Annotated in this window: 12 protein-coding genes; 8 read left to right on the forward strand and 4 right to left on the reverse strand. The window is 62.6% G+C overall.

The features are described from left to right. Window positions 1-5: 5 nt before the first annotated feature. Both prsT and xdp1 read left to right on the forward strand, forming a co-directional pair. Window positions 6-2,816, forward strand: a complete 2,811-nt coding sequence (prsT, locus tag J0W34_RS03710) for an XrtA/PEP-CTERM system TPR-repeat protein PrsT (protein ID WP_230970736.1) — start codon at window positions 6-8, stop codon at window positions 2,814-2,816. Between the two features lie 133 nt (window positions 2,817-2,949). Then, window positions 2,950-3,744, forward strand: a complete 795-nt coding sequence (gene xdp1 / locus J0W34_RS03715; protein ID WP_227815683.1) for an exosortase-dependent surface protein XDP1 — start codon at window positions 2,950-2,952, stop codon at window positions 3,742-3,744. Between the two features lie 51 nt (window positions 3,745-3,795). On the opposite strand, the gene J0W34_RS03720 is transcribed toward xdp1, so the two are convergent. Continuing rightward, complete coding sequence (locus tag J0W34_RS03720) at window positions 3,796-5,613, reverse strand: ABCB family ABC transporter ATP-binding protein/permease (RefSeq protein ID WP_230970737.1); 1,818 nt, start codon at window positions 5,611-5,613, stop codon at window positions 3,796-3,798. Window positions 5,614-5,648: 35 nt separating this feature from the next. Then, on the reverse strand, window positions 5,649-6,284 hold the full coding sequence (locus J0W34_RS03725; RefSeq protein WP_227815685.1) for a LysE family translocator: 636 nt from the start codon (window positions 6,282-6,284) through the stop codon (window positions 5,649-5,651). A gap of 112 nt (window positions 6,285-6,396) precedes the next feature. Here J0W34_RS03725 and J0W34_RS03730 point away from each other — a divergent pair, with 112 nt between their 5' ends. Continuing rightward, on the forward strand, window positions 6,397-7,014 hold the full coding sequence (locus J0W34_RS03730; RefSeq protein WP_227815686.1) for a DUF2238 domain-containing protein: 618 nt from the start codon (window positions 6,397-6,399) through the stop codon (window positions 7,012-7,014). Here the strand turns inward: J0W34_RS03730 and J0W34_RS03735 are convergent. Together J0W34_RS03735 and J0W34_RS03740 are read right to left on the reverse strand one after the other, a co-directional pair. Further along, complete coding sequence (locus J0W34_RS03735; RefSeq protein WP_230970738.1) at window positions 6,996-8,318, reverse strand: ATP-binding protein; 1,323 nt, start codon at window positions 8,316-8,318, stop codon at window positions 6,996-6,998. The genes J0W34_RS03730 and J0W34_RS03735 overlap by 19 nt on opposite strands. A gap of 3 nt (window positions 8,319-8,321) precedes the next feature. Further along, window positions 8,322-9,011, reverse strand: a complete 690-nt coding sequence (locus J0W34_RS03740) for a response regulator transcription factor (RefSeq protein WP_230970739.1) — start codon at window positions 9,009-9,011, stop codon at window positions 8,322-8,324. Between the two features lie 190 nt (window positions 9,012-9,201). Between J0W34_RS03740 and J0W34_RS03745 the strand changes: the two genes are divergently transcribed. The 5 genes from J0W34_RS03745 (at window position 9,202) to J0W34_RS03765 (ending at window position 15,609) form a co-directional block, all read left to right on the forward strand. Continuing rightward, window positions 9,202-9,738, forward strand: coding sequence for a Spy/CpxP family protein refolding chaperone (locus tag J0W34_RS03745; RefSeq protein WP_227815689.1), 537 nt, complete (start codon window positions 9,202-9,204; stop codon window positions 9,736-9,738). Between the two features lie 259 nt (window positions 9,739-9,997). Continuing rightward, window positions 9,998-10,681: a TetR/AcrR family transcriptional regulator gene (locus tag J0W34_RS03750; protein ID WP_230970740.1), complete on the forward strand. Its 684-nt coding sequence runs from the start codon at window positions 9,998-10,000 to the stop codon at window positions 10,679-10,681. 55 nt (window positions 10,682-10,736) lie between these two features. Then, window positions 10,737-13,223, forward strand: coding sequence for an acyl-CoA dehydrogenase (locus tag J0W34_RS03755; protein ID WP_230970741.1), 2,487 nt, complete (start codon window positions 10,737-10,739; stop codon window positions 13,221-13,223). Then, a complete protein-coding gene (locus J0W34_RS03760) occupies window positions 13,220-14,506 on the forward strand; it encodes an acetyl-CoA C-acetyltransferase (RefSeq protein WP_230970742.1) in 1,287 nt (428 codons plus the stop codon). The genes J0W34_RS03755 and J0W34_RS03760 overlap by 4 nt, the downstream gene beginning before the upstream one ends. 158 nt (window positions 14,507-14,664) lie before the next feature. Beyond that, a complete protein-coding gene (locus J0W34_RS03765) occupies window positions 14,665-15,609 on the forward strand; it encodes a DegV family protein (RefSeq protein ID WP_230970743.1) in 945 nt (314 codons plus the stop codon). Window positions 15,610-15,611: the final 2 nt, after the last annotated feature.

Raw genomic sequence — 15,611 nt, forward strand, 5'->3', positions numbered from 1 at the left:
TCCTCATGTCATCAAACCAGCTTCAACGTCTTGTCAGGGGTTCCGTCCTCGTCAGCCTGCTTGTCAGTGCCAGCGGCGTGTGGTGCGCTGATGCGGGAAAAGCCGCCGAGTATTACGAGGACGGGCTGAGCCGCTTCGAAGCGGGCGATCGGGCCGGCGCGATCATCCAGCTCCAGAATGCCCTGCAGGAAAATGGCAATCTGCTCTCTGCTCATGTGCTGCTGGCCAAAGCCTTGCTGGAGGATCTTCAGCTCTCGGCAGCAGAGGCCGCGCTCGACAAGGCCATGACACTCGGCGTCAGTCCGAGTGAAGTTGCCGTGCCGCGTGCCCGGCTGCTCAGCGCCCTGGGCCGCCATGCCGAATTGCTGGACAAGGTGAGCGCTGACGGTGTCTCCGGCGCAGACCGGACCGAAGTGCTGACCCTGCGTGCCAAGGCTCACGCCACGCTGGGAGACGAGGAAGCCGCCATGCGGGGTTTCGAGGCTGCGATCGAGACCAATCGGAGCGACGAAAAGCCCTACGTTGAACTCATTCCCTATCTGATGCAGCTCGGGCGGCTCGATGAAGCGCAAAATGCGCTCGATACCCTCGAAGTGATCCAGCCGGATGCTGCGTCGACATGGAACCTGAAGGCGTCGATGTCTCATGTTCGCGGGCGTCTCGACGATGCCCTCAAGGCGTACAGCAAGGCACTGGAGGCGGAGCCGCGGCATGTGGATGCACGTATTGCGCGGGCCTCGATCTACCTTGACGCCAAGAATCTCGATGCCGCCCGCCAGGACTTGGATTTTCTGCGCGAACTCGTACCTGAAGAGCCTCGCGCAAACTACCTTGGCGCGGTGCTTGCCGGCATTGAGGACGATTCAAGCGAAGTACGACAGCGGCTGACTGCGGTCGCGCAGCGCATCGATGCCCTGCCTGGCGAATACGTCTCTGCCAGTGAGCAACTCCTGATGCTCGGAGCGCTGGCCCATCACGGCCTGAATGTGCCCGTGAAGGCGAAGAGTTATCTGGATCGGCTGCTGGCGCGCTACCCCGCCAACCTTGCTGCCAGGAAGCTGCTCGCTGGAATTTATGTAGACGAGCGCGACAGCGTTCGGGCCATGCGCACGATCGAGCCCGTGCTCCGCGCGAAGCCGAATGACCCGCAGGCCTTGCTGCTCATGGGGCGCGCCCACCTGATCGACAAGCGCTTCACCCAGGCCAACCGCTATCTCGAGCAGGCCGCCGACAGCGTCAAGGATGATCCCCGGTCGCTTGCGGCGCTAGGCTTCGGGCTGATCGGTGCCGGGAGTCAGGCCGATGGTCTCGCTCGCCTCGAAGAAGCCTTTCGGCTCGACCCCGCCAATGGCGCGGTGGGCATGGTCCTGGCGACGGCGCACATGCGCCAGGGCGAACACGATCGGGCCATTGCGGTCGCACAGTCCCTGGTGGACAGTAATCCTGACGATCTGATTGCCCTGAACCTGCTCGGAGCCATCCATGCGGCCAAGGGCGACATTGCCGCGGCGCAGTCGGCGTACGAGCGTGCCCTCGCTGTCGATGCCGGCTTCGTCCCAGCCCAGCTCAACCTTGCACGATTGGAGATGGCCAGTCAGCGCTTTGAGTCGGCCCGGGTGCGACTGGCGGATATGAGCAAGACGTATCCGAACGATGGGCGCATCTACTACGAATTAGGGCGGTTGGCAGGCATGCAGGGTGATATGGAGGGGGCCATCAATGCGCTGCGGACTGCTGTTGCGAAAGATCGGCGTGACCCCAAAGCCAGCCTTGCCCTGATCGATGCCCTCTGGGCGGAGCGCAGATTCAGCGAAGCCCTGAGCGTCGCCAAAGAGGCCGCACTGCGTCATCGGGAAGACATGGCGGTCATCGCAACCCTGGCTCGGGCGCATCAATTGGCGGGCGACACCGACGCGGCTCGCTCGGTGCTCCGGGAGATGACGCGGCTTGCAGAGTTCGATCCTGCTGCTCAGGTGCGTATCGGCCGCATGTACATGGACGTGGGCTCCCCCGATGACGCCGAATACAACGTACGCAAAGCCCGCACGGCGTCACCTGATTTCGAGCCGGCACTGGCGCTTGCCGTGGAGATTGCCATCGCCAAGGGCGATGCGGGCGAGGCCGGAAAGCGCCTCGATCAACTTCAGTCCGTGGCGCCCAGGCATGTGGAGATCCCCGGTTACCAGGCGCGCCTGGCATGGCTCAAGGGCGAGCGGGAAGCCGCGCTCAAGCTGTTCCGACGCGCCTATGACATGTCGCCTTCTCCGTCGAGTGCCATGGCGCTGGCGCGTGCGAACTTCGAGGCAGGCAACGCCGCTGCGGCGATTGAGGTTCTCAAGCGGGACATCAAACGTGCGCCGTCAACGGCAGTCAGACGTGCGCTGATCGAACTGCTCATGCGTGAGCGTCAGTGGGCGGAGGCTCGCGGCCAGCTGGAGACGATGATTGAAAGCGGTGTGCGTGATGCCAGTGTGTTGAATCTGCTTGCCACCGTATATTTCGAGTTGGGCGATGGCCAGGCAATGGCGACTGCTGAAGAGGCTCGGCGTCTTGCGCCGAACGACCCGCTGGTGGCCGACACGCTTGGATGGATCAAATTGCATGTGGGCGATGTCTCGGGTGCGCTCAATCTGCTTCGGGATGCGCGCTTGCGTGATCCTTCCAATCGCGAGATCCGTTTCCATCTGGCCAAGGCGTTGCAGGCGGCGGGACGGATTGACGATGCGCGCAAGGAACTGGAGTTCGCCCTCGAGGGGGGGCAGGCGTTTCCGGGGCGTTCGCGTGCGCTTGAACTGAAACAGACCTTGGCACAGTGAGTGTCGAGAGATTTTACGCTTTGATGCCAAGCGCTCAGCCAATATGGCCTAAGTTTTTGAAATATAAATAGATGTTGTGTTGGCACGCGCATTGCTTTGTAATGTTTAGATACGAATAACCGGAGGTCTCCTGATGAGTCCCGCAAAACTCCGCGCCCTGTTGGCGCTTACCGCTGTGATGGCCGGCCCTGCGATGGCCGCGACCGAGTGGAACTTCAGCGGCGATAACAATAACGCCACCTGGGCCAACACCCGCAGCTTCACCTCTAATGGTATTACCGTGACGGCGTCTGCCTGGGCCAATACGTCGGGCACTGCGAACCAGCAGCTCGAAACGGCCTATCTCTCGGCGTATGGTTCCAGTGGTCTGGGCGTCATCAATCGCGACGGATACTCGAGCAGCAGTAGCGACAAAGACTACAACGATGTGATTGGCGATGGCCAAGAGCACTCCATGGACAACGACCAGCGTTACGACTCGATCCTGCTGTCGTTCTCTGAGGCGGTGAACGTCGCCGGTTTGCGCAACGGTTGGTACAGCGGTGATTCGGACCTGTCCGTCATGGCCTATCTCGGCGCCGGTGCGCCGTCGCTTTCCGGTCTGACCTACTCGAATCTGACGTCCAATGGCTGGGTGGGTATCGCCGACCTGTCGGATGTCGGCACCAGCTGGGGCGCGACCAATTCCACGACGTTCTCGTCTTACTGGCTGGTTGGCGCGTTCAACCCGGCATTCAATGGCAACACCAGCTGGAGCACCGGTAACGACATGGTCAAGCTCGCGGCTGTGAGCGCCAATGTATGTACCGGTGTTGTCTCCAACGGCACCTGCGGTCAACAGAGCACAGGCGTGCCTGAGCCCGGTTCCCTTGCACTTGCAGGCCTCGGTCTGTTGGGTGTGCTGGGAATGCGTCGCCGTCGCTCATAAGACGACGACCACTCCGTCTTTCACGGCGCCCGAGGGCGCCGTTTCTTTTTGTCAGGTCTCGTTTTCAGTGTGCTCTGCCGCCTCCTGTTGCTGGAGCCGCCACATCTGCGCGTATGCGTTGTCGGCGGCGAGCAATTCCCGATGGTGGCCACGTTCGACGATGTGCCCTTGATCCAGCACGATGATTTCATCGGCCTGCGCGATGGTCGACAGGCGGTGAGCGATGATGAGCGCGGTGCGACCTCGGGCGGCCTGATCGATCTGAGCCTGAATGGCCTTTTCGGTCTTGGAGTCCAGTGCCGAGGTGGCTTCATCGAAGATGAGGATGGCCGGGTCCTTGAGCAGGGCCCGGGCAATGGCCACACGCTGCTTTTCGCCCCCTGACAACTTCAATCCGCGCTCGCCAACCCGGGTATCCATGCCGTCAGGCAGCCGGGAGATGAAGTCATCGAGCTGAGCCGCGCTGGCGGCGGCCTCGACCGCGCCCTCCGACGCGTCCGGGTTGCCGTACTGGATGTTGTATCGAAGCGTGTCGTTGAACAGCACCGTGTCCTGGGGGACGATCCCGATGGCCTTGCGCAGGCTGTGCTGTTGAACATCACGGATGTCGGCCCCATTGATCGTGATGCGTCCCGAGGTCACGTCGTAGAAGCGGAACAGCAGGCGGGCCAGCGTGGATTTGCCCGAGCCCGAATGCCCGACCACGGCGACTGTCTTGCCGGCGGGGACGGCGAAGTCCACATCGAAGAGAATCTCACGCGCCGGATCGTAATGGAAACCGACATGCTCGAAGCGAACCGTGGCCGGTCCGGGCGGCAGGCTGCCGGCTTCCGGTTTGTCGTCGATTTCCTTGTGCTGCCCGAGCAGGCCGAACATGCGCTCGATGTCGGTGAGTGACTGGCGGATTTCACGGTAGATCACACCCAGGAAGTTGAGCGGGATATAGAGCTGCAACATGTAGGCGTTGATCAGCACGATATCGCCGATGGTCATGCTGCCCTCGGCCACCCGGTTGGCGGCCAGCCACATCATGGTGGCGACGGCTGTGGAAATGATGGCCGCCTGACCGATGTTCAGTCCCGACAGCGAGAGCTGGTTCTTGATCTGGGCATCCGCCCAGTCGCCCATCTGGCGGTCGTAGCGATCGGCCTCGAAACGTTCATTGTTGAAGTACTTGACCGTTTCGAAGTTGATCAGGCTGTCGATGGCCCGCGCGTTGGCCGCCGAATCCAGCTCGTTGGCCTTGCGGCGCAGGGCCGTGCGCCAGTTGGTGACGCGCACGGTGAAGGTGATGTAGAAGAGCAGCGTCCCGGCGGTGATGAGCGAGAACACGGCGTCGTAATTGATATAGAGAATGCCGATCACCAGGCCGATCTCGACCAGTGTGGGCAGGATGCTGTACAGCGTGTAGCTGATCAAAGAGCCGACGGACCGGGTGCCGCGCTCGATGTCGCGCGTCAGCCCGCCGGTCTGTCGTTCCAGGTGGAATCGCAGCGACAGGGCATGCAGGTGGTTGAACACCTGCAGCGAGATGTTTCGCACCGCCTGCTGGGTGACCCGGGCGAACACCAGTTCGCGCAGTTCGGTGAACAGAGACGTGGAAAAGCGCAGCACGCCGTAGGCAAACAGGATGGCCGCGGGGACAACGATGAAGGCCTGCTCCGGCGTGATCGTGAGCGCGTCGACCAGATGCTTGAACACCATGGGGACGCCCACGTTGGCGAATTTCGCCAATAGCAGGCACGTCAGCGCAAAGATGACGCGGCCTTTGTAGCTCCACAGGTACGGGATGAGGGTCTTGAGCGTGTACCAGTCGTGGCGCTCGGTGGGATCGGGGGCGGGCAGGGCGCCGGAGACTCGGTGTCGCATCCAGCGATTCTAGCCTGCCGTGGGTTTCCGGCGCTTCAAGCCGAAGGCGAGCCGGCGACCAATCTTGCGGCCAGGGCGAGGAAAACGAGGCTGGCGAAGCGATCGAGCCAGGGCGCCATTCGCGGATGCTTCTGCATCCATTGACCAATGCGCCCTGCCAGCAGGGCAATCGAGCCGAAGACGACGATGGTCTGCGCCATGAAGAGGCCGCCGAGGGTGAGCATTTGCAGGGTGACCGGGCCTGAGTCGGGATGGATGAACTGAGGCATGAATGCCAGAAAGAACAACGCCACCTTCGGGTTGATGGCATTGGCGACAAAACCGCGCGAGACGTCCCGCAGCCAGGGGCGTCTGATGCTCCGGCCCGCCGTCGGGGCCGGGCCGGGCCGGACGCGCCATGCCGATATTGCCATCCACACCAGGTAGGCCGCGCCCAGCCATTTGAGCGCGGTGAACGCCGTTGGTGACGCCAGCACGGCAGCACTGACGCCGAGCGTGGCCCACAGGATGTGCGTCATGCACCCGAGGGTGCAGCCCAGTGCAAAGGCGAATCCGGCCTGCCGTCCGCGGGCCAGACTGTGGGCGAGAACCATGAGGTTATCCGGCCCCGGGGCGATGGTCACGACCAGTGAGGCACCAAGGAAAGTGAACAGGGTGGGTAAATCGGGCATTCAGGTCTCGCGCAACAACACCGCCAGTGTAAGCTGCTGCGCCCAGCAGGGCCAGACAAGGCGGGAGACGGGGGGCGTGCTAACGTGTGGGTTTGATTCGGAAGGTGCGCAAATGCAGAGAAGAGATGCGCTGGTGTTGAGCCTGGGGGCCCTGGTGACGGCGGCGTTGGTGGTGTCGGGTATCGACCCATACGATCGGCTCACCTGGTGGATGGAGGTCTTGCCGGCAATGCTCGCACTGGTGATCATCGGTGCGACACACCGCCGATTCCCGCTCACGGAACTGGTGCTCGTGCTGATCGCGCTGCATGCGCTGATTCTCATTCTGGGCGGTGCGTACTCTTACGCCCGGGTGCCCTTGGGGTTCTGGCTACAGGACGCGTTCGGTTTCGAGCGCAATCCCTATGACCGCATCGGTCACCTGGCGCAAGGCTTCATCCCCGCCATGATTGCCCGCGAGTTGCTGATACGGCTCAAGGTACTGGCCCGCGGCGGTGCATGGTTGTTCTTTGTCGTCTGCTCGATCTGCCTGGCCATTTCAGCGCTCTACGAGCTGATTGAATGGCAGGCCGCAGTGATCATGGGGCAGGGCGCCACCGAGTTCCTGGGCACACAGGGCGACCCCTGGGATACTCAGGCCGACATGGCGCTGGCGCTCATCGGATCGATCCTTGCCCAGTGGCTGCTCGCGCGCTGGCATGATCGACAGCTTCAGGCCTTGTCCGCATGATTCTGTAGCGGCAGGCGCAGGGTCATGCGCAAACCGCCACCGGGCTCGTTGTTCGCCTCGATACTGCCCTGATGGGCCTTCATGGCGCGCTGGGCGATGGCCAGACCCAAACCGAAGCCCTGAGCGGAGCGTTCGTCGCCTCCCCGATGGAAGGGCTCGAAGATGTGGGGCAGATCATCCGCTGGTACACCAGGGCCCTGGTCGATGATGTCGACGCTCAATTCGCTGTTGCATGCACTGGCCTTGATCGACACGGTGGTGCCTTCGGCCGTGTATTTGACGGCATTGCGGATCACGTTTTCAAAGGCGCGTTGAAGCGGCGTGGCCTGAACCATCGCCCATGCCTCACCGGTGCTCTCGAAGTGGACGTCGCGTCCCTTGGCCCGGGCTTCGAACTGGGCATCACCCGCGATGTCGGTGAGCAACTCCATGAGGTCGAGGCGCTCAAGATGGCCGTTGGCGCCAGCTTCAAGGCGTGACAGCGTCAGCAGCTCGCCCACCAAGGTATCAAGGCGCTGGGATTCGAGTTCGAGCCGGTCGAACGTGGCTTCAAGTTGCGCCGGGTTCTTTCGCCCGAGACCAATGGCCGCCTGCATGCGGGCAAGGGGGGATCGCAGCTCGTGCGACACGTCGTGCAGCAGGCGCCGCTGGGCGTTGATCTGTGCCTGAAGCTGGGCCGCCATGCGATCGAAGTCCTGGCCCAGGTCGGCGATTTCATCTCGGCGGCCACCCATGGAGGGGGTTGCGCGGGCATCGAGATTGCCTCGCGCTGCCGCGTCGAATGCGCGGCGCAATGCGCGAATCGGCTTGGCGACGTACCAGGCGAGCAGGGCACTGAAGGCGACGCTTGCAATGAGCACCGCACTCAGGGGAACTAGGAGCGAGGGCGGTTTGCGGTCCGTGCGCTCATGAGTCAGGCGTTCCGGGTGGATCATGATCTCGTAGCGTTGCCCGTTGGCCGCGACCACGGATCGCCGCGCGTTGGCGGGAATGCTGTCCAGCTCATGCGGCGGGGGCAGGCGGTTGCCGGTGAGGTCGCGGCCCTGTGAATCGAGAATCAGCACGGGCGGAACACCGTGGCGCTGCCCCCAGCGGGAGATCAGGCGCCGCGCCGCGTCCGGATTGCCGGCGGCGAGCACCGTTTCGGTGGTGTCGAGCCAGAAACTGATGCGCGGGCCGAGACGTTCGCTCGCTTCATCGATCGATGCCTGACGATGCACCCATACGGCTGAGCCGACACCCACGCCGGCGACGATCAGCGCCAGCCAGAAGGCGGCAAAGGATTTCCAGAACAGGCGGCCCATAAATTATTCCCGCACGAACTGGTAGCCCTGTCCGCGAACCGTCTGGATCCAGGACTGCCCGTCGCGTCGTGCCCCGAGCTTCTGGCGGATGCTGGAGACATGCACGTCGATGCTGCGATCAAAGCGCGCCAGGGGGCGGCCGAGTGCCTTCTCGGAAAGTTCGTTCTTGCTCACCACGCTGCCGGCATGCCGGGCGAGCAGTTCGAGAATGGAAAACTCGGTGCTGGTGAGCGTCAGGGCGTTGCCATGCCATTCGGCGGTGCGTTTGGCGGGCCAGAGGGTGAGCGGGCCTTCCTGAATGGCATCGGCATGGTCGGCGGCGGTGGCTGGCGCGCTCATGCGCCGCAGGATGGCGCGAATGCGCGCCACCAGTTCGCGGGGTGTGCATGGTTTGGGCACGTAGTCATCCGCGCCCAGTTCCAGACCGACCACCCGGTCGATGTCATCGCCGCGTGCGGTGAGCATGAGCACCGGCATGTTGCTGTGCTGCCGGATCTTGCGCAGGGCGTCCACGCCATTGAGAACCGGCATCATCACGTCGAGCACGACAATGTCGAACGGTCCCTCGAGTGCCGCCTTGACGCCAGCCTCGCCGTCGTGAGCCACATCGGTGTCGAAGCCTTCCTGCGTCAGGTACTCACTGAGCATGCCGGACAGTTCCACATCGTCATCGACCAGCAGCACACGCGTCATCTTCATTCCTCCTGTCATCGCAGGCACATGATACGGCGGCGAATGCCCGGTTTGGCGGCCTTTACCGCGCTTTACCTGCCTTTACGTCGCCATGACCGTGCTTTACCCGGTCACCCCGCATAGTGCATCCAACAGGTGAGGGCGCAGTGCCCGGCCTGCCCTGAATGAAGATGAAGACAGGAGTGACGACATGAATAAGCGGACCAAGATCATCGGTGCCTTTCTGGCGGCAAGCAGCGTGGCGCTGGCCATCCCTTACGCGGCCCAGGCCCGGGGCGGTGACTACGGTTTCGGCGGTGGATGCGAAGGCCGTGGTCATCAGATGCACGGGGCTCGGCACATGTTTGGCGGTCACGGCGGTGGCCACGGCATGCTGCGTGGGCTGGACCTGACCGAAGCGCAGAAGGACAAGATCTTTGAACTGCGACACAAGCTCGAACCCGAGATGCGTGAGCAGATGAAAGTTGTGCGTGCCGCGGGTGTTGCCTTGCGCGAGATGATGACTCAAGGCGAGTACGACGCTGCCAGGGTCAAGACCCTGACCGAAGAACGCGCAGCCGCCATGAGCCAGATGGCGCAAATGAAGTTCGCCAATCAGAACGAGGTCTATCAGTTGCTGACCGACGAGCAGAGAGCCGAACTGAAGAAGCGCAAGGAAGCGCGTCAGGAGCGCTGGGAGAAACGCGGCATGGGGCAGGGTCGTAGTGCGGCGGACATGGATACCTGACGAGCGGTTTTGTGCACAACGAAAAAGGCGCATTCGATGCGCCTTTTTCTTTTTTGAGGCTCGTCAACACGCGATTATTTTTTATGCTAGAAGGTTCGCATTGTGCACTGCCCATTGATCTTTGCGTGCACGCCACTTAAAACCCGGTTGACAACCCTTCTGCTCGACGTATGATTGAAACGAACGTTCGGTTTTTTACGTCGGGCAGTAAAGTTGTACGCGACACATGCAACCACAACGATAGCGAGCGGTGAGCCCGATGACAGAAAACTACAAGCAAGGGACCGAAACGAGGGAGCGCATCCTGGATGCGGCGGAGGTCTTGTTCGCGGCGCATGGATTCGAAGCCACGTCCATGAGGATGATTACCGGTCTGGCCAACGTGAACCTGGCGGCGGTGAATTATCACTTCGGCAGCAAGGACGCGCTGATCCAGGAGGTGTTCCGACGGCGATTGACCGGCCTGAACCAGCGGCGGATGTCCGCGCTGGAAGAGGCCGAGCGTGCTGCCGCTGGCAGCGCGGTGAAACCGAGCAGGATCGTGGAGATCTTTTTCGGGATGCCACTGGTCATGGCGGCGGAGGCCGATCCGGCGGGTGCAACCTTCATGCGTCTGCTCGGTCGCACCTATACCGAGCCGAACGAGTTTGTTCGGCGTTTCCTGGCCGAGGAGTATTCCGAGGTCGTAGAGCGTTTCATGGGAGCGCTCTACCATGCGATACCGGATGTGCCCCGGGATGAAATCCTGTGGCGCTTCCATTTCATGATGGGGGCCATGTCCTACGCGATTGCGGGGACGGACGCACTCAGGCTGTTTGGTGGTGAATTGAACGACACGGACCCGGAGCGGATGCTGCCGCGACTGATGTCCTTTTTGCTGGGTGGACTGCGCGCCCCGTTGCCTGGATTGCAGGCGGCAGGGGCGGCGCGAGATGCCGCCTGAATGATCGGCCGAGCGGGCCGTAGAGCCCGCCGGCCTTCGATGAGGAGAACAACGCATGATCTGGTTTCTACTGGCCCTACCTCTCGTGGCTGTCGCGCTCGCCTACGGGCGGGCGCCACTTTTTGCCTGGGCCGTCGCAACGGTCGTCTGGCTCGGTGGCCTCGCAGTGACGGGGGGGTGGCCGGGTTGGCTGGGCATCCCGGCAGTGATCATCGCCGGCGCGTTGTTTGCCGTCTTCCTGATCGACTCGGTGCGCAAGCAGTATGTGACACGTCCGATCCTGAAAGCTTTCCGCGCCGCACTGCCCAGCATGTCTCAGACCGAGAAGGATGCGCTCGAAGCCGGCACCGTCTGGTGGGAGGGCGATCTGTTCGCCGGCAAACCCGACTGGGACAAGATGCGCAGCTATCCGTGGCCCGCGCTCACGGACGAAGAGCAGCGTTTTCTCGATATCCAGACCACCGAGCTGTGCCGCATGACCGATGAGTGGGACGGCTCCTTGCGTCAGGATCTGCCCATGGAGGTGTGGAACTACATCAAGTCCGAAGGCTTCCTGGGCATGATTATTCCCAAGGAATACGGTGGCAAGGGCTTCTCGGCCTTCATGCACTCCCAGGTGGTCACCAAGCTCTCCACGCGCTCGTCGGCGGCCGCCGTGACCGTCATGGTGCCCAACTCGCTCGGGCCGGCCGAATTGCTCCTGCACTACGGCACCGAGGACCAGAAAAACCATTACCTGCCGCGTCTGGCGCGCGGCGAAGAAATCCCGGCTTTTGCCTTGACCAGCCCCTGGGCGGGGTCGGACGCAGCCTCCATCCCGGATTCGGGGGTGGTGTGCAAAGGCCGGTACAAAGGCGAAGAAGTGGTGGGCATCCGGCTGAACTTCGACAAGCGCTACATCACACTGGCGCCGGTGTGCACCGTCTTCGGCCTGGCTTTCCGCATGTTCGACCCGGAGCATCTGCTCGGCGAGACCGAAGACATCGGCATCACCTGCGCCCTGATCCCGTGGAATCACCCGGGCGTGGACATCGGTCGGCGTCACTTCCCGCTCAACGCGATCTGGATGAACGGGCCGATCCGTGGTCAGGACGTGTTCATTCCGCTCGAATTCATCATCGGGGGGCCGGCCATGGCTGGCCAGGGCTGGCGCATGCTGATGGAGTGCCTGGCGGCCGGCCGGTCCATTTCCCTGCCGGGATCAAACACCGGCATGCAGAAGCTCACTGCCCGTGCGGTGGGGGCCTATGCCCGCGTCCGCTATCAGTTCAAGACTGCCATCGGCCGTTTCGAAGGCGTGGAAGAGGCGTTGACCCGTATCGGTGCCAACACCTACCTGTCGGATGCGGCGCGTATCTTCACTGCCGGCTCCATCGATCAGGGCGAAAAGCCGTCCGTGGTGTCGGCCATCGTGAAGTATCACATCACCGAGCGGGCCCGCCAGACGGTCAATGACGGCATGGATGTCATCGGCGGCAAGGGCATCTGCCTGGGGCCGCAGAACTTCCTCGGCCGTGCGTATCAGCAGGTGCCGGTGGGCATTACGGTGGAAGGGGCCAACATCCTGACGCGCAGCCTGATTCTCTTCGGCCAGGGGGCGGTGCGCTGTCACCCCTATGTGCTCAAGGAAATGCATGCGGCCCAAGACAACGATCTGGAGACCTTCGACGCCGCGCTTTGGGGGCATGTCAGCTACACCATGCAGAATGCCGCGCGTGCCCTGGTGATGGGGCTGACCGGCTCGCACTTTGTGAGGGTCCCGGCCGGCGTGCCTGAAGAGACGAGGCGCTACTACCAGCAGCTCACCCGGTATTCGGCAGCCTTTGCCTTTCTGAGCGATATTTCCATGGGCACCATGGGCGGTGCGCTCAAGCGCAAGGAAAAACTCTCGGCTCGCCTGGGCGACATCCTGTCGCTCATGTATCTGGCTTCGGCCACCCTCAAGCGCTACGAGGCCGAAGGCGCCAAAGCCGCCGATGCGCCACTCATGCATTGGGCGATCTGGGATGCCATGTTCAAGGCCCAGAATGCCTTCGAGGGGACCATTGCGAACTTCCCGAACAAGCTGTTCGCCTTCCTGTTGCGCCGGATCGTGGTGTTCCCGCTCGGTCGCCCGTATGTGGTGCCGAGTGACCGCGCCGGGCATGAGGTGGCCAGCCTGATGATCGAGCCGTCCGCTACCCGGGACCGCCTGATTGCCGACTCCTTTGCGCCTGATGACGAGAACGATCCGGTGGGTGTGCTTGAGCTGGCGTTGCGTGCCACGGTAGAGGCCGAGCCGATCGAGAGTCGGGTGAAGCAGGCTGTGCGCAGTGGCGATTTCAAGCCGGGTTTGTTGGTTGGTGGTGGCGTCGATGCCCTCTACGTCAAAGCGCATGAAGCGGGCGTGATTTCCGACGACGAGTTCAAGCTCATTCAACGCAAGGGGTATCTGCGCGATCTGGTGATCCGGGTCGATGACTTCCCCTACGATTTCGGGCTCAAGGCTGTGCTCGATGACATTTCTCTTGATGACCAGCTGCAGCGACGCGAGGCCGCATGACCCGTCCGGTTTACATCATCGATGGGGCTCGCACGCCCTTTCTGAAGTCACGCAACACGCCCGGGCCCTTTGCCGCCTCTGATCTGGCGGTGATGTCCGGTGCCGATCTGCTGGCGCGACAGCCCTTCGGGGCCGACCGCTTTGATGAGGTGATCGTCGGTTGCGCCAGTCCGTCGCCGGATGAGATCAACATCGGGCGTGTCATTTCCCTGCGGCTGGGCTGCGGGAACAAGGTGCCGGGCTGGACGGTGATGCGCAACTGCGCCAGTGGCATGCAGGCGCTCGATTCGGCCATGGTGAATATCCAGGCCGGACGTTCGGAACTGGTACTGGCGGGCGGTGTGGATGCCTTGTCGAGGGCGCCGCTGTTCTTCTCGGACGGTATGGTGAAATGGCTGTCGAAGTGGTTTGCGGCCAAGTCGCTCGGCCAGCGTCTGGGGCTGCTCAAGCAGTTCAAGCTGAAGAATCTTGCGCCGGTGCTCGGCATCGTCAAGGGGCTGACCGACCCGATCTGCGGGCAGCTCATGGGACAGACGGCAGAAAACCTGGCCTACCGGTTCGGTATCACCCGCGAGGACATGGATGAGTTCGCCGCGCGCAGCCACGAGAAGGTGATTGCCGCGCAACAGGCAGGACATTTCGACGAGATCGTGCCCCTTGTCGGGCCTGATGGCGCCGTGTATGACGCCGATGACGGTGTGCGCGCCGACTCGACCGCCCGGAACCTGGCCAAGCTGCGTCCGTTTTTCGACAAGAAGTACGGGCGAGTGACGGCCGGCAACAGTTCACAGATCACTGACGGTGCCGCGTGGCTGATCCTCGCGTCTGAAGCCGCGGTTGAAAAACACGGTCTGAATCCCATCGGACGCATCGTCGATGCCCAATGGGCCGGTCTGTCGCCGGAGCAGATGGGGTTGGGCCCGGTGCATGCCGCCACCCCGATTCTCCAGCGTCATGGTCTGGGCCTCAATGACCTGGACCTGTGGGAAATCAACGAGGCCTTCGCCGCCCAGGTCATCGCCTGCCTGCGAGCCTGGGAAGACGAGGCCTATTGCCGTGAAGAACTGGGCCTTGACACGGCCTTGGGGTCGCTGGACCCGGCGAGGCTCAATGTCGATGGCGGTGCGATTGCGCAAGGCCACCCCGTCGGGGCCAGTGGCGCGCGGATCGTGCTCCACCTGCTTGAAGCGCTGCGAAGAGAAAACAAACAACGAGGCATGGCGAGCATCTGCATTGGCGGTGGCCAGGGCGGTGCCATGCTCATCGAGACGGTGTCGCCCTGATGGCGATGCCTCACCCCTTACGAGCGGCGCAGGCGGCGAAGACGACCCCCTGCATGTTTTCAAGGCCTGCGTCGCCCGTATCCGTTGTGAATTTCATGAGAGACATCGCGTCGAACTCGATAGCGTATGAACGTTCGAGTGATGGGGAGGGTTGCTCCATGAAAACCGGATTGGTGATCGACGCTGCGGTGGATCTGCCGCAGGCATTCATCCGCGATCACGATATTCACGTGCTGCCGATCGAGTTGCGCGTCGGGAACGAGTTCATCATCGACCGCCGGGATCCGGTCGCGACGGAGCGCTTTCTGGCCGGCAGTGATGACAAGCGGGCCGAAGGCTATGCCGAATCGTTTCCGCCCTCGGCCGAGGATATCGCCCAAACCTTTCTGGACGATTGGGTGACCGAATGCGATCACCTGCTGTGCATCACCACGACCAAAGGGCGCAGCAAGATCTTCATGAACGCCACCGAAGCCGCGTTGCAGTGTGCGCGGCCCGCCAAGGACAAGCGCGCCCGTGCCGGCATGAGTGCCAAATGGGGCGCTTCGGTGATCAATAGCCGGGCCCTGTTTGCCGGCCCGGGCATCACCGTTTATGAGGCCACCCGACTCATCGGGACTCAGATGCCGGTCGAGGCAATCGAGTCGCGATTGCGTGAGGTGGCTGACTGCACTCACGCTTTCCTGATTCCGGACGACCTGTACTACGTGGTCAAGCGCGCCTCGAAAAAGGGCGAGAACAGCGTCAACTGGGCCGCTTATGCGGTCGGTTCGATGCTGCATATCAAGCCGATTCTCTACGGTTATCGGGACGAGACCCGTCCGGTCGGGAAGGCTCGCGGATTCCGCAAAGGCGTGCAGACGGTGTTCGACCATGCCATGGATCAGATCGAGCGTGGCACGCTTGAAGTGCCGCTCATCAACATCAGTTATGGCGGCCCGCTCGCCCGTTGTGCCCAGTTGCCCGGCTTCAAGGCCCTGGTGACCAAGGCACGTCAGCACCAGGTCGAGGTACTGCTCTCCCATCTGAGCATGACGGCAGCCATCAACGTGGGGGCCAATGGCATGGCGCTGGCGTTTGCTTCGCGGGATTTCACCGCCTGACG

It is taken from the genome of Nitrogeniibacter aestuarii (assembly GCF_017309585.1).
Lineage (GTDB): Bacteria > Pseudomonadota > Gammaproteobacteria > Burkholderiales > Rhodocyclaceae > Nitrogeniibacter > Nitrogeniibacter aestuarii.